General features: G+C 71.1%; 12 protein-coding genes. 3 read left to right on the forward strand and 9 right to left on the reverse strand.

Features of this window, described 5'->3' with window-relative positions; all coding sequences use genetic code 11:
* Positions 1 to 50 precede the first annotated feature (50 nt).
* Together ACOKM3_RS16525 and ACOKM3_RS16530 are read left to right on the forward strand one after the other, a co-directional pair.
* Entirely contained in the window at positions 51 to 1217 is a 1167-nt protein-coding gene (locus ACOKM3_RS16525) for a TOMM precursor leader peptide-binding protein (RefSeq protein WP_426901203.1), read from the forward strand.
* A 67-nt stretch (positions 1218 to 1284) separates the two neighbouring features.
* Positions 1285 to 2649 (forward strand): ABC1 kinase family protein, encoded by a 1365-nt coding sequence (locus ACOKM3_RS16530; protein ID WP_426901205.1) that lies wholly within the window; start codon positions 1285 to 1287, stop codon positions 2647 to 2649.
* Here ACOKM3_RS16530 and ACOKM3_RS16535 read toward each other — a convergent pair whose 3' ends face one another.
* From ACOKM3_RS16535 to ACOKM3_RS16555, 5 genes are all read right to left on the reverse strand, one after another.
* Positions 2650 to 2853: a hypothetical protein gene (locus ACOKM3_RS16535; protein WP_426901207.1), complete on the reverse strand. Its 204-nt coding sequence runs from the start codon at positions 2851 to 2853 to the stop codon at positions 2650 to 2652.
* Between the two features lie 139 nt (positions 2854 to 2992).
* Positions 2993 to 3316, reverse strand: coding sequence for a hypothetical protein (locus ACOKM3_RS16540; protein WP_426901209.1), 324 nt, complete (start codon positions 3314 to 3316; stop codon positions 2993 to 2995).
* A complete protein-coding gene (locus tag ACOKM3_RS16545; protein ID WP_266713846.1) occupies positions 3313 to 3681 on the reverse strand; it encodes a WhiB family transcriptional regulator in 369 nt (122 codons plus the stop codon). Before ACOKM3_RS16545 ends, ACOKM3_RS16540 begins: the two co-directional genes overlap by 4 nt.
* A gap of 184 nt (positions 3682 to 3865) precedes the next feature.
* On the reverse strand, positions 3866 to 4189 hold the full coding sequence (locus tag ACOKM3_RS16550) for a hypothetical protein (RefSeq protein WP_426901211.1): 324 nt from the start codon (positions 4187 to 4189) through the stop codon (positions 3866 to 3868).
* Between the two features lie 163 nt (positions 4190 to 4352).
* Complete coding sequence (locus ACOKM3_RS16555) at positions 4353 to 6569, reverse strand: ATP-dependent DNA helicase UvrD2 (protein WP_426901213.1); 2217 nt, start codon at positions 6567 to 6569, stop codon at positions 4353 to 4355.
* Positions 6570 to 6731: 162 nt separating this feature from the next.
* Between ACOKM3_RS16555 and ACOKM3_RS16560 the strand changes: the two genes are divergently transcribed.
* A complete protein-coding gene (locus ACOKM3_RS16560) occupies positions 6732 to 6986 on the forward strand; it encodes a glutaredoxin domain-containing protein (protein WP_385768617.1) in 255 nt (84 codons plus the stop codon).
* An 89-nt stretch (positions 6987 to 7075) separates the two neighbouring features.
* Here the strand turns inward: ACOKM3_RS16560 and ACOKM3_RS16565 are convergent, their stop codons facing one another.
* The 4 genes from ACOKM3_RS16565 to ACOKM3_RS16580 form a co-directional block, all read right to left on the reverse strand.
* Positions 7076 to 7252: a hypothetical protein gene (locus tag ACOKM3_RS16565; RefSeq protein ID WP_266713840.1), complete on the reverse strand. Its 177-nt coding sequence runs from the start codon at positions 7250 to 7252 to the stop codon at positions 7076 to 7078.
* Positions 7253 to 7320: 68 nt separating this feature from the next.
* Complete coding sequence (gene nudC / locus ACOKM3_RS16570; protein WP_422474048.1) at positions 7321 to 8280, reverse strand: NAD(+) diphosphatase; 960 nt, start codon at positions 8278 to 8280, stop codon at positions 7321 to 7323.
* A 74-nt stretch (positions 8281 to 8354) separates the two neighbouring features.
* Entirely contained in the window at positions 8355 to 9767 is a 1413-nt protein-coding gene (locus ACOKM3_RS16575) for a dipeptidase (RefSeq protein WP_426901215.1), read from the reverse strand.
* 10 nt (positions 9768 to 9777) lie between these two features.
* Complete coding sequence (locus ACOKM3_RS16580) at positions 9778 to 13332, reverse strand: ATP-dependent DNA helicase (protein ID WP_426901217.1); 3555 nt, start codon at positions 13330 to 13332, stop codon at positions 9778 to 9780.
* Between the last annotated feature and the right edge of the window lie 14 nt (positions 13333 to 13346).

The raw sequence follows: 13346 nt of genomic DNA on the forward strand, positions 1-13346 counted from the left end.
GGCGGTCGATCGACGGGAACGAAGCCGTCGGCACAGTACGGGGGACAGCCATGCATCCGATCCTGAAACCGGCCCTGCGGCGCGGCTGGCACGACCTGAACACGGTGCAGTTCGGACTCACGCCGGCGCACGCGGTGGTACTCGGCCCGGTCGACACGGCCACCGGCAGCTTCCTGACCCTGCTCGACGGCACCCGCGGGGTCCCGCTCTTGCGGGAGGAGGCCCAGAGGATGGGCCTTCCGGAGGGGCATGTGGACGCGCTCCTGGAGCGGCTGAGCGGAGCGGGACTCGTCGACGACGCGACCGGCGGCGGCAGGCCCGGCGCTGAACTGCGCAAACAGACGCGCGCGATGGATCGGCTCCGCCCCGACCACGCCGCCCTGACGGTCACGACATCAGAACCGGCCGAAGCGATACTGAAGTTGACCGCCCGGCGCGCGATGCGGGTCCAGGTAAGAGGCGCCGGACGGGTGGGCACGGTGATCGCCTCGGTGCTCGCGTCCGCGGGTGTCGGCCACGTCGACGTGCGGGACGGCGGATGCGTCGAGCCATGGGACGTGGCACCGGGCGGGCACCCGGTGGAGGCGACGGGCGAGCGCCGGGACGTGTCCGCACGGCGGGTGGTGCGCTCGATGGCGCCGGCCAGGCCACCGCGCCCCGACCGGCGCAGGCCGGCCCCCGAGCGCCTTTCGGAGCCGGATCCCGAAGAGCCCCCGCTCTCCCTCGTGATCATTGCTCCGCGTGACGGACTCGCGGTCCACTCCCCCGACCCGACCGCGGCCGAGGACCTGCTGGAGGCCGGAATTCCCCATCTGTACGCGGGTGTCGTCGAGGCCACCGGCGTGGTCGGACCATTGGTGCTGCCCGGCGGGACGGGCTGCGCGCACTGCCTGCTCCTCGGGCGCGCGGACCGCGATCCGACCTGGCCCCGGCTGCTCGCCCAGTGGAGTTCGGGCCCGGCCGGTCGTCAGGTGCAGGCCTGCGACCTGAGCCTTGCCACCGCCGTCGCGGGCCTCGCCGCGGCGCATGGACTGGCCTTCCTCGACGGGGAGTTGCCGTCGAGCACCGGGGCGCGCTGGGAGGCGGCCGCGCCGGGCCTGGACTGGCACGCCCGACCGGTGTGGCCACATCCGCAGTGCCCGTGCGGTGCGGGTGAGAGAGGTAACGGGCAGGAGGTCTCCGTGGAAGCAGAGCCGCACGACACAATGGCGGGGTAGGCAATGGCTGTCGGCACCACGGCACCCGGGCATGCGCGGCATGACTGTTCGGCATTTGGAGGGGTGTATGTCTGATCTTCCCCGGAAGGCGGTTACCCGTACCGCCAAGCTGGCAGCGCTGCCGATCGGCTTCGCGGGTCGCGCGACCTGGGGCATCGGCAGACGCATCGGCGGCAAGTCCGCCGAGCTCGTCGGACGGGAACTGCAGCAGCGCACGGCGGATCAGCTGTTCAAGGTCCTCGGTGAACTCAAGGGCGGAGCAATGAAGTTCGGACAGGCGCTGTCCGTCTTCGAGTCCGCCCTCCCGGAGGACGTCGCGGGCCCGTATCGCGCCGCCCTGACGAAGCTTCAGGAAGCCGCACCCCCGATGCCGACCCGCACCGTACACGCGGTGCTCGACGAGCGGCTCGGCGGGCAATGGCGCGAGCTGTTCCTCGAGTTCGAGGACAAACCCTCGGCCGCCGCGTCGATCGGACAGGTGCATCGCGCCGTGTGGCACGACGGTCGCGAGGTCGCCGTGAAGGTGCAGTACCCGGGCGCGGGCGAGGCCCTGCTGTCGGATCTCGGCCAACTGAGCCGCTTCGCGCGGCTGTTGGGCCCGCTGGTTCCGGGCATGGACATCAAGCCGCTCATCACCGAGTTGCGCGACAGGGTTTCCGAGGAACTGGACTACGCGCTGGAGGCGCGGGCCCAGCGGGCACACGCGGAAGAGTTCGCCGACGACCCCGATGTCGTGGTGCCGCAGGTGGTGCACCAGTGCGAGCAGGTGCTGGTGACGGAGTGGATCGACGGGACACCGCTCGCCGAGATCATCGACAACGGCAGCGAGGACGAGCGCGATCGCGCAGGTCAGCTACTGGCCCGCTTCCTGTTCTCGGGGCCCGCGCGCACGGGCCTGCTGCACGCTGATCCCCACCCGGGCAATTTCCGGCTGCTGCCGGACGAGAAGGGCGGCTGGCGCCTCGGCGTCCTCGACTTCGGCACGGTCGACCGACTGCCCGGCGGCCTGCCCGCACCGATCGGCGTCTCCCTGCGCAGGACACTCGACGGTGAGGCGGAGGCGGTCTACGAGCTGCTCTGCGAGGAGGGCTTCGTCAAGGAGTCGATCGAGCTCGAACCGGACGCGGTGCTCGACTACTTGCTGCCGATCATCGAACCGGCTCGCGTCGACGCCTTCACGTTCACCCGCTCCTGGATGCGCCATCAGGCGGCCCGGATAGCCGACCCCCGCTCCCCCGCCCATCAACTGGGCAAGCAGCTCAACCTGCCGCCGTCGTACCTGCTGATACATCGGGTGACGCTCAGCACGATCGGGGTGCTGTGCCAGCTCGGGGCCACCGTGCGGCTGCGGGACGAACTGGAGGCCTGGGTACCGGGCTTTGCCACCGGGGATGCGACGGAGGTCGAGGACTGGCCGGCGGCGGAGGCCTGATCACCACCAGTCGGAGTCGAGCCGTCCCTCGATGGCCCTGATGTTCTCTCGGGCGCAGGCGTCACAGAAGTACCGCCGGGTGCCGCCCTCGACGGAACACGTCCAGGTCAGCGGCAGTTCCCGGGCTGTCGTGCCACACCGCGCGCACGCGAGGGCCTGGTGGTCGGGCTGCTGCGCGGAGTCCCCGCCAGGAAGAGACGTCACTCGGCGACGATAACTCGATGAACCGATGAGCGCCGGGCGCCACACGCCTCGGGGCCGGTCCGCTTGGGACCGGCCCCGAGGGAGCAGCCGCTCTGTCGCGGCTTGTGTCGACGAATCCGATGTCGACGGCTTCAGTTGGTTACTGCATGACGGCCATGGCGAGCGCACGTCGGGCGCGCAGCGAAGCGCGCTCGGCACGGCGCTGCATCCGGCGGGCGGTGGCCAGGCGCACGGCCCGGCGTTCGCTCTCGGCCTCACGCAACTTCTCGTGCATATGCGCACGAGCCAGGGCTTCTGGGATGAGTTGCATCTGACGGGTCCTGTTCTGGCGCGACTCGTGCGCGCCGGAAGTGGTGAAGTCTGGGATGGCGGAGCCTGCGGGCTCGCTCGTGGACGGCTTCATCGGGGCCTGCTTCTTGGGGTCGTGCGTCAGGGGGCGATCGATCGTTCCGGGGGTGTTCATGCCACGACCGGGTTCTTGCGCGGGCGGCCACGCGGCCGCTTCCGGGCAACGACAACGCCCTGGACGAACAGCTCGCCGCCCCAGACGCCCCAGGGCTCACGCCGCTCCTTGGCGCCGGCGAGGCAGGCCTCCATCAGCGGGCAGGTACGGCAGAGGGACTTGGCGTACTCGACGTCCGCCGGCGACTCCGCGAAGAAGACCTCGGGGTCGTAGGCACGGCAGGGGACGGGCACGTCGAGGTTCTCGATGGCGTCGTCGAGCGCGGTGAGCGCGGTCAGCGGGTTCAAGGTGGAGTCCTCCGTGGACACGGGCTGGGAAAGAGGGTCTGAAGGCGGTACGGACGGGGCGTGCGCTTCGAGTTGCACGGTGTCTTCTTCCTCGTCTGGTCGTCCGGCCGGTGGGCCGGGTGGTGGTGGTACCGGGTTCTTTTCTTGTCCCGAGGCCCCTGTGCTCTGGTTCCTCGGAAGATCGCTGGATCTTCCGGGAAAACAGAAGGGCCGCGGATCCCGGATGGGGTTCCGCGGCCCTGAAGGCGCCTGCCTGATCTCGTCAGGCTGGATCGCTCCAGGGTTTAGGCCCACGGAAGGCCCACATCGTGTGGTGCTGCGTCGTCTGCTTCCGGAATCCGGCACCGGCCGCCGCAAAGGCATAGGCCTGGGCCTGTGCCGTCGCTACTGCTTCCGGTGCCTTGGTCGGTCGCTCATTGCGCTCGCGAATGGGAAGACCCGCGAGAGACAGGCCGGACTCCGGACGCATGGCGGAGACGCCAGACAGACCGGTGCCCGGGTTCGAGGAGCCGAGCAGGCAGGAAGCGACGACCGAGAGATCGGTCATTTTGGCGGTGCTGATGGAGCTGGCGTTGATGCTGATCACTGGAATCGCCTCCTCTCGGCGTCTCGGGGACCGGTGCGAACCGGTCCGACGGCATTCAAGTACAACACGGAACCAGGGCCTTCGAGAAGGCCGCTGCTTTCGTGCTTTAGAACCTATGGGGATTGTTGGGGCATGCGCAAACTATTTTTTCGACGAGTTTGCGTCAGTCGTCCGCGGCCTCCTCGTCGACCTGATCACCAATCGTCTGACCTGCACAAATGGCCAGAACGTCGGAGCCGTACGTCCGAAACTTCCGGCGTCCGACGCCCGGGATGCGGGACAGCTCGGCCGCGTCCTCGGGGGCGGTCTCGGCGATGGCGATCAAGGTCTTGTCCGTGAAGACGCAGAACGCGGGCTGGCCGAGGCCCTCCGCCGTGCGGCCCCGCCACTCGATCAGTCGCTCGTACAGCCCCTCGTCCATGTCCGACGGGCAGTCCTCGCAGCGCATCAGCTTCATCTCGGCGGCCTCGAGCGTGCGCCCGCACACGCGGCAGCGGGCCACCTTCCGGTCGCCTCTGGGGCGCGTGGCGCCGAGCGGCTCGCGGGTGCCCGCACGGGTCCCGAACTCGATGCCGCCGCGCCCCACGCTCGCCCCGCGTCCGGCCGAGCCCGTGGACCCCGGTCGCAGCCCGTCGAGGAACCGGCTCGGTCTGCGGTTCGGGCGGCCGCCCGGAGAGCGGGACAGCGCCCAGGAAAGGCCGAGATGGCGCCGCGCGCGGGTCACCCCGACGTACAGGAGCCGCCGCTCCTCCTCGACCTGCTCGTCGGTCTTGGCGTAGGTGATCGGCATCATGCCCTCGGCGAGGCCGACCAGGAACACCGCGTCCCACTCGAGGCCCTTCGCCGCGTGCAGCGAAGCGAGGGTGACGCCCTCCACGGTCGGGGCGTGCTGCGCGCTCGCCCGCGCGTCGAGTTCCTCCACGAACGCGCTCAGGGTCGCGGTGGGCTCGGCTCTCGCGAGGTCCCCCGCGAGCCGGGCGATGGCGGCGAGCGACTCCCAGCGGTCCCGCACGGCGCCGGACCCCGCGGGCGGCTCCGTGGTCCAGCCCGCGCCGGACAGAACGGCCCTGACCTGGGAGGGAAGATCGACGGCCTCGTCGAGTCCCGCGTCGTTGTCACCGAAGCGGGCCGCCGCGCGCAGCTCGTGGTGTGCCTTGCGCACCTCGGCCCGCTCGAAGAAGCGCTCGGCGCCGCGCAGCTGGTAGGGCACGCCCGCGTCGGCGAGCGCCTGTTCGTAGATCTCCGACTGCCCGTTCGTCCGGAACAGGATCGCGATCTCGCCGGCCGACACCCCGGAGTCGATCAGCTCCCGGATGCGGCTTGCGGCGCCTTCGGCCTCGGTGGGCTCGTCGGCGTACTCGACGTAGGTCGGCTCGGGGCCCGCCTCGCGCTGCGAGATCAGCTCCAGGCGGTGCTCGGCGGCGCGACCGCTCGCTCTGGTCAGGACCCCGTTGGCCAGGTGCACGACCTGGGGCGAGGAGCGGTAGTCGCGGACCAGCTTGACGACGGTGGCACCAGGGTGACGCGTGCGGAAGTTGAGCAGGTGGTCGGGGGTGGCGCCGGTGAAGGAGTAGATCGTCTGGCTGGCGTCACCGACGACGCAGAGGCTGTCGCGCTCGCCGAGCCACAGATCGAGCAGGCGCTGCTGGAGCGGGCTGACGTCCTGGTACTCGTCGACGACGAAGTGCTGGTACTGGGCGCGGACCTGCTCGGCGATGTCCTGCCGGTCCTGGAGGATGCCCACGGTGAGCAGCAGGACGTCCTCGAAGTCGATGACGGAGCGGTCCCGCTTGAGGGTTTCGTACGCGGAGTAGATCTGGGCGATCTCCGCGGGAAGCCGGGGTGCTTCACGGCCTGCCTTGTGCACCGCCGCGGCGTAGTCACCGGGGACGGTCTGCGTGACCTTGGCCCACTCGATCTCCGAGGTCACATCGCGCAGCTCGCCACGGTCCAGGCGCAGGCGCGAGGCGGCCGCGGCGTCGGCGACGAGCTGGATCTTACGGTCGACGAGCCGGGGCAGCTCCCCGCCGACCGCCTTGGGCCAGAAGAACTGGAGCTGGCGCAGGGCCGCGGAGTGGAACGTGCGGGCCTGTACCCCCACGGCGCCGAGCTGCCTGAGCCGGCCGCGCATCTCACCGGCGGCACGGTTGGTGAACGTGACGGCGAGGACCGTATTGGGCTGGAGGATGCCCGCGCGGACGCCGTACGCGATGCGATGGGTGATCGCCCGCGTCTTGCCCGTGCCCGCGCCCGCGAGCACACACACCGGACCGTGCAGGGCCGTCGCCACGGCGCGCTGCTCGGGGTCGAGGCCATCGAGCACCGCGTCGGCAGATTCCGGGACCTGCGGGAACAGGGTGGAGTGCGTTGCTGCTGTCACCCCGCCATGCTGCCAGGTCCGCGGGGACGGATGCGCCGCGTTGTCCACAGGTGCCGACCGTTAGTCGTACCAATGCGTTCGACGTGCGGGAATGGTCGCCGGATCGCATACGTTCGACTCATTGCGAACACGCACCCCCAGCCACCGAAGGAGCACGAGGAAATGCCGGGCACTGTGACGATGTACAGCACCACGTGGTGCGGCTACTGCCAGCGGCTGAAGAAGCAGATGGACCGTGAGGGCATCGGGTACACCGAGGTCAACATCGAGCACGACCCGCAGTCCGCGGCCTTCGTCGAGAAGGCGAACGGCGGGAACCAGACGGTCCCCACGCTCCTCGTGGTGTCCGACAGCGGCGCCGAGTCGGTCATGACGAACCCGTCGCTGGCCCAGGTCAAGCAGGCCATGGCCGCCTGAGCCACCCTGCGCCGAGCGAATGCGCGAACGGCCCCCGCCCGCCCACGGGTACGGGGGCTTTCCGCTGTCCGCTCTTCGCTGTCTGACGGTCAGACGACCAGCAGCACGACCATCACGGCAAGGACGACCAGCAGGACGATCATCGTCAGCAGGTTCGCCGCGCGATTGCCGGTGATGTCCTGGTTGCCCCGGCGCCTGAGCGCCCACTCACGCCGCCGGGCCGCCGCTTCCTCTTCGCGCCTGCGCTGTTCCGCAGAGCCTGCCATGGTCCTGCCCCCTTGCGTCAGGGCTCCTGGGACCACCCTCGCACGAGGTCAGCGGGCCCGCAGATGAGTCACAGCGCGTCGCTGGGCTTCGGCAGGGGCTTGCCGTACCAGAGCTCGATCAGCCGGGCCGCGATCGAGATCCCGTAGGGGGGCATGACCTCACCGGAGTCGAAGGCGGCCCGCAGGTCCTCACGGGAGAACCAGCGCGCCTCGTGGATCTCGTCACCGTCCACGTTGATCTCGAAGGACGTGGCGTGCGCCATGAAGCCGAGCATCAGGCTGGACGGGAACGGCCAGGGCTGGCTGGCGACGTACTCGACGTCACCGACGACGACGCCCGCCTCCTCGAAGACCTCGCGCCGCACCGACTGCTCGATGGACTCGCCGGGCTCGACGAAGCCGGCGAGCGTCGAGAAGCGCCCTTCGGGCCAGTGCACCTGGCGACCGAGCAGGATGCGGTCCTGCTCGTCCGTCACGGCCATGATCACGGCCGGGTCGGTGCGCGGGTAGTGCTCGGCCCCGCAGGCCGGGCAGCGGCGGATGTGGCCCGCGGCGGCGATGACGGTGCGTTCGCCGCAGCGGGAGCAGAAACGGTGCAGGCGCTGCCAGTTCTCCAGGGCGACGGCGTGCACCATGAGGCCCGCGTCCCGCTGCGAGAGGAGCATGCCCGCCTCGCGCAGGCCGGCCGGGCGCGCGGACTGGTCCATGCGTCCGGGAAGCGTGTCCTTCTGGAGCGCGAAGTAGCTCACGCCGTCCTCGTCGGTGCCCAGGAAGTAGCGATGCGCCTCGGTGAGGGGCGCTTCGAAGGCCGGGGTCATGACCAGTTCCGTCGTGCCGTCCGGTGTCTCGTCGATGAGCGCCTGACCACCGGAGACCACGAAGACGCGGGTCGTGGGGTGGCTCCACGCGGCGGCGAGCCAGGCCTCGTCGAGGCGGTGGTGCGCGGCGCGGTCGATTCCGCTCGGCGCGGAGAGCGAGAGGGGTCGCGTCGCGGCGAGGTCGGCGGTTCGGTCGGTCCAGGTGGTCACGAGTGCTTCCAACTCCCCCGGTGGAATGGGTGGTTCGGCGGGCGGTTCGGCGAGGTGGGTGCGCGGGGCCTCAATCAGTGTGCATCTGCCCAGCTCTCCGCGAGATCGCCCCATAGATAGGCGGTTGTTTCGACACCCTTCATGAGGAGGTCGAGTTCGACCTTCTCGTTGGGGGCGTGCCAGCCGTCGGAGGGCACGGAGATGCCCAGGAAGAGCACCGGGGCGTCGAGGACGTCCTGAAGGTCGGCCGCGGGTCCCGAGCCGCCCTCGCGCGTGAAGCGGATCTTCTGCTCGAAGGCCTGTCCCATGGCGCGTACGACGGACTGCAGCGCCGGGTGGTCGAGCGGTGTGAGGCAGGGGCGGGTGGCGGCCCCGAAGGTGACGGTGTGGCGGATCCCCGCGGGCAGCTGCTCGGCGACCCAGGCGGTGACGGCCTTCTCGATGTGGTCCGGATCCTGCCCGGCGACCAGCCGAAAGGAGAGCTTGAGCATCGCGGAGGACGGCACGATCGTCTTGCCGCCGGGGCCCTGGTAGCCGCCGCCGATCCCGTTGACCTCGGCGGTGGGGCGGGCCCAGATCCGCTCCAGGGTGGTGAGCCCGGCCTCTCCGTAGGTGGCGTGGGACTTCGCCGTGCGCAACCACTGCTCCTCGTCGAACGGAAGCTCCGCGAAGAGTTCGCGCTCCCGGCCGGTGAGCTCCACGATGCCGTCGTAGAAGCCGGGGACGGCCACGCGCGCGTGCTCGTCGTGCAGCGCGGCCACGAGGCAGGCGGCCGCGGTCGCCGGGTTCGGGACGGCGCCGCCGAAGGAGCCGGAGTGGATGTCCTGGTCGGGGCCGTACAGCTCGATCTCGCAGTCGGCGAGGCCGCGCATGCCGGTGCACACCGTGGGGGTGCCCTCGGACCACATGCCGGTGTCGGAGACGATCACGGCGTCCGCGGCCAGGCGCTCCTTGCGCTCTTCCACAAGGGCACGGAAGTGCGGGGAACCCGACTCCTCCTCGCCTTCGACGAGGAGCTTGAGGTTGACCGCGGGTGCGGTGCGGCCGGTCGCGGCCAGGTGGGCGCGCACGCCAAGGGTGTGGAAGAACACCTGTCCCTTGTCGTCGGCCGCCCCGCGCGCGTGGAGGCGGTTTCCGACGACGACCGGCTCGAAGGGGTCGGTGTCCCAGCCGTCCTCGCGAGCGGCGGGCTGCACGTCGTGATGTCCGTAGACGAGGACCGTGGGGGCCTCGGGGTCGCCCGAGGGCCACTCGGCGAACACAGCGGGGGCGCCGGGCGTCTCCCACACCTCCGTGGTCGGGAAGCCGGTCTCGGAGAGCTTCGCGGCAAGCCAGTCGGCGCTGCGCCGTACGTCCGGTGCATGGTCGGGCTGGGCGGACACGGAAGGGATCCGCAGCCACGCGGCGAGGTCGTCGAGGAACGCCTCACGGTTGTTCTCGACATACGCACGGACTGTGCTGACGGCGGTGTCAACGGGCTTGCTCATGGTCACGAGCCTATCCGCCCGCCCGAACGTGTTCGTCCGGCGGTTCCTCCACGGGCTCCGCCGGCTGCTGCGGGTCCTCCAGCAGGAGCCGCTCCAGCTCCTCCCGGCCGGGCAGCCGACGCGGCCGGACCGTCTCCCCGGTGCGTACGTAGAGGAAGGCGGCGCTCACCGACTCCAGGGGCACGCCCTGCTGCTCGGCCCAGGCCAGCCGGTAGACGGCCAGCTGGAGGGGGTCGGCGGACTTCCGGTGGGCCGTCTTCCAGTCCACGATCTCGTACGTCGCCTCGTCGCCGTCGCCCTCCTTGTAGACGGCGTCGATACGACCGCGGACGACACGGCCCGCGATGGCCAGCTGGAAGGACGTCTCGACCCGGTAGGGCGAGCGATGGGCGTACAGGGTGCGCTCGAAGGCCTCCTTGAGTTCCTCCAGGTCGCGCTCGTCCGCGATCTCGGCATCGCTGCCGGGGAGCTCCTCGGGCTCGAGCATGGGCAGCCGCAGCTCCTCGAAGCGCGCCTCGATCCAGGCGTGGAACCGGGTGCCCCTGCGGGCCGCCGGCTGCGGCGGCTGGGGCATGGGGCGGGCGAGTTCCTGGGCGAAGGCATCCGGGTCGGCGGCCATCCGCAGCAGCTGGGACGCGGTGAGCGTGTGCGGGACGGGAACGTCGCGCACGGCGGCGCGGGCGCGCATCAGCTCGCCCGTCAGCGCGTCGAGGTCGCGGTCCCAGGAGGCGATGGTGCGCGCTTCCTCCGGGGTGAGCTCCGCTTCCGGGGCGGGAGCGGGATGCGGCACGACCGGGGCCGCTCGCTCGTGCTCGGCCACGCGCGCGACGGCACCGGCCGGGGACGCGTCGCCTTCGTAGGGGGCGTGGTCGTCCTCGTAGGGGGCGTGGTCGTCCTCGTAGGGGTCGTGATCGCCCTCGTCCGGGACGTAGCCGTCCTCGTAAGGGTCGTAGGGCGGTTCGTCGTCCTCGGGCGGCGGGGGCCAGTCGGGGTCCTCGAAGGGCGGCTCATCGAGAGCGGCGGGGTGGGTCTCCGTGTGGGCGTACGCGGCCTCGGATCCCGGGGCGCGCTCCAGGTGGGCGAGGACCGTGTGGGCGGCGGCCCGGCGCCGCGCCCGCGCCTCCTCGTCCAGCGGCAGCGGCCAGGCGTGCTCGGCCGCATTCTCCTGGAGAGCCGGGTTCTCCTCGTCCTCCGCCGGTTCGTCCGCCCACGCCTCGATCTCGCCGTATCCGGCGGCGCAGTGCTCGTACAGCGCCTGAAGGAAGTCCGACGGGCCGCGCGTGCGCTTCTGGGACGGTCCCCACCAGTGCCCGGAGCCGAGCAGCAGGGAGCGCGGGCGCGTGAACGTGACGTATCCCAGGCGCAGTTCCTCGGTGTGCTGGTGGTCCTTCATGTCGGCGTGGAAGGCCTTCATGCCCTTGGAGTCCCACGTCTCGATGTCGGGCAGCGTGGCGCCGTCACCGCGCAGTTCATGGGGCAGCACCTTGGCCTGTGCCGTCCACTTCTCGCGGCCCTGCGTGCTCGGGAACGTGCCGTTGACGAGGCCGGGGACGGCGACGACATCCCATTCGAGGCCCTTGGACTTGTGGGCGGTGAGCACCTTCACGGTGTCCTCGCCACCGGGCAGCGCGTTGTCGAGGCCTTTCTCGTACTGCGCAGCGGTGCGCAGGAATCCGAGGAAGGCGAGCAGCGTCGCCGAGCCGTCGTTGGCCGCGAAGGACGCGGCGATGTCGAGGAAGTTGGACAGCGTCTCGCGACGCCGGGCCGCCAACGCGTGCGGGGACGCGGAGAGTTCGACCTCCAGGCCGGTGACCGCCAGGACGCGGTGCAGCACGTCCATGAGGGGGTCGGACAACGAGCGGCGCAGCTCGCGCAGTTCGGTGGCGAGCCGGGCGAAGCGCACGCGCGCGTCCGGCGAGAACGGCAGCCCGTCGGCGTCCTCCTCGGTGTCGGTCGAGGTCTCCAGGAACGTGTCGAGCGCGTCCGCAAGCGATATCACCTCGGAGGGATCGACCCCCTCGACGGCCGCGGCCAGGCGCCGGTCCGGGTCGTCGTCCTCTCCCCCGCGCGCGTGGGAGACCAAAAAGCGTGCCCGGCGCCCGAGGAGGGCGAGGTCGCGGGGGCCGATGCGCCAGCGCGGACCGGTCAGGAGCCGCACCAGGGAGGCGTTGGCACCGGGGTCCTGGAGGACCTCGCACATGGCGACCAGGTCGGCGATCTCCGGGAGGTGCAACAGGCCGGAGAGGCCGACCACTTCGACCGGGATGTCGCGGGCGACCAGGGCGCCCTGGATCTCGGCGAAGTCGGTCGCGGTGCGGCACAGCACGGCGATCTCTCCGGGCGCCGTTCCCGTGGCGACGAGGTGGCCGATGGAGTCGGCGAGCCAGTCGATCTCCTCGCTGTGCGTGCTCAGCAGGGCGCAGCGCACGACGCCGTCCTGCTCGGCCCCGGGGGCGGGGCGCAGGGCCTCCACGCCCGCGTGCATCGCCCGGAGCGGCTCGGCCAGCCCGTTGGCGAGGTCGAGCAGGCGGCCGCCGCTGCGCCGGTTCTCACTGAGCGCGAAGCGGGTGGCCGGGCGCCCGTCCGCGTACGCGAAGTGGCGCGGGAAGTCGTCGAGGTTGGCGACGGAGGCGCCGCGCCACCCGTAGATCGCCTGGCAGGGGTCGCCGACCGCGGTCACCGCGTGGCCCGTTCCCCCGCCGAAGAGGCCCGCGAGCAGGATCCGCTGGGCCACCGACGTGTCCTGATACTCGTCGAGCAGGACCACGCGGAACTCGTCGCGCATGATCTCGCCGACCTCGGGCCGCGTGTCGGCCAGCGTCGCCGACAGGGCGATCTGGTCGCCGAAGTCGAGGAGGTCCCGCGAGCGCTTGGCCGCCCTGTAGTGCCCCACGAGCTCGGCCAGCTCCAGGCGCGCGGCGGCCGCCTCGGGCACCTTTCGCAGGTCTGCGTTGCTGAGCTTGACGCCTTCGAGGGCGCGCAGCAGCTCATGGTCGTATGCGCGCAGCTTGCCGGGCTGTACGAGGTGTTCCGCCAGCTCGCTGTCGAGGGTGAGCAAGTCGCTGACCAGGTCGGCGAAGGAGCGGGTGAGTGCGGGGTACGGGCCGGGCGCTTCGCGCAGCACGCGCGCGGCGAGCTGGAAGCGGGTGGCGTCGGCGAGCAGCCGCGTCGTGGGTTCGAGCCCGATACGCAGGCCGTGGTCGGTCAGCAGCCGGCCCGCGAAGGCGTGGTACGTGGAGATCACGGGCTCGCCCGGGGGGTTGTCCGGGTCGATGGCGTCGGGGTCGGTGACGCCGGCCTTGATCAGGGCCTTGCGGACCCGCTCGGCCAGTTCCCCGGCCGCCTTGTTGGTGAAGGTGAGGCCCAAGACCTGCTCGGGGGCGACCTGCCCTGTACCGACCAGCCAGACCACGCGCGCTGCCATCACCGTCGTCTTGCCGGAGCCCGCTCCGGCCACGATCACCTGCGGGGCGGGCGGCGCGGTGATGCAGGCCGTCTGCTCCGGGGTGAACGGGATCCCGAGCAGCTCTTTGAGCTGCTCGGGGTCGGTGAGGCGCGTGGTCACCTCATCGAGGCTAA

Source organism: Streptomyces nidicola, assembly GCF_050106155.1.
GTDB lineage: Bacteria > Actinomycetota > Actinomycetes > Streptomycetales > Streptomycetaceae > Streptomyces.